General features: G+C 52.2%; 1 protein-coding gene. It reads right to left on the reverse strand.

What is annotated here, in order from left to right; all coding sequences use genetic code 11:
- Positions 1–32: 32 nt before the first annotated feature.
- Positions 33–980, reverse strand: coding sequence for an IS30 family transposase (locus BW956_RS22010; RefSeq protein WP_076466477.1), 948 nt, complete (start codon positions 978–980; stop codon positions 33–35).
- Positions 981–1,086: the final 106 nt, after the last annotated feature.

The following is a 1,086-nucleotide window of genomic DNA, read 5'->3' on the forward strand; positions in this document are numbered from 1 at the left end:
GCGCGGATTCAACTACGAAGTGCGACACTCGCCTATGCAGCCTGAAGGTATTCCCGAAACACGACTTCAGGCTGCCTGAACCCAAGGCACTTGCGGGGCCTCAGGTTTAAATTTTTCTCTACGCGACGGACATCTTCGTCGGTAATCAATTGCAGATCCGTACCTTTCGGAATGAACTGCCGCAACAGACCATTAAAGTTCTCGTTCAGTCCGCGCTCCCATGATGAGTACGGGTGGGCAAAATAAAACTTTGTCTTCAATGCCTTGGCGATTGCTTGGTGCTCTACAAATTCGCTTCCGTTGTCTGCCGTGATCGTATGCACATGGTCAGCATAGGGCTTGAGCATTGCAATAACTGCGTCACGAACGTCTGTCGCTCGTTTGGAGCCGACTCTACGTACCAGATACAAGCGACTTTTGCGCTCAGCCAACGTCACCAGAGCACCGGTTCCGTGTTTACCCAGCACAGTATCAATTTCCCAGTCACCGAAGCGTGTCCGTGCGTCCACAATAGCAGGGCGCTCATCGATCGAAAGCGGCTCCGGGATAGCCGACCGCTTGCTATTTCTGCCTTTGCGATAGCGTTTATGTCCCTGGCGCAGATACCTGTAAAGCTTGCCGCCACTAACCTTATCGGCAGCAATATGGCGGTAGACCCACTCATGGCTGACGGGTAGACCAATGAGTTTACCGATACCGCTTATTTGCTCAGGACTCCATAACCAAGACAGCGTCATTTCAACATACTGTACGACCAGTTCTGACACACGACGCTTGTGAGAACTGGTTCGGCGACGCAAGGCCTTCTGATGCGCACTCTCCGGTTCGTACACGTTCTGGTCGCTGTTACGCTTCAACTCCCGATAGACAGTGGAACGGTGGATCTTGACCGCTCTGGCGATCGCTGAAAGGGAATAGCCCTGCACAAGAAGGGCCGATATCTGGTATCGTTTCCCCTCGGTCAACTGCTGATAACTCATGGTGATACTTACTTCTACCTTTGGCGAGATGAAGCGTACCACTGTCAGCAGTTGGCTACCTCTCGCCGTTCAACCATGAGTGTCGCACTTATTATCTGAATTCCCG

The sequence above is a fragment of the Marinobacterium stanieri genome, assembly GCF_900155945.1.
Lineage (GTDB): Bacteria > Pseudomonadota > Gammaproteobacteria > Pseudomonadales > Balneatricaceae > Marinobacterium > Marinobacterium stanieri.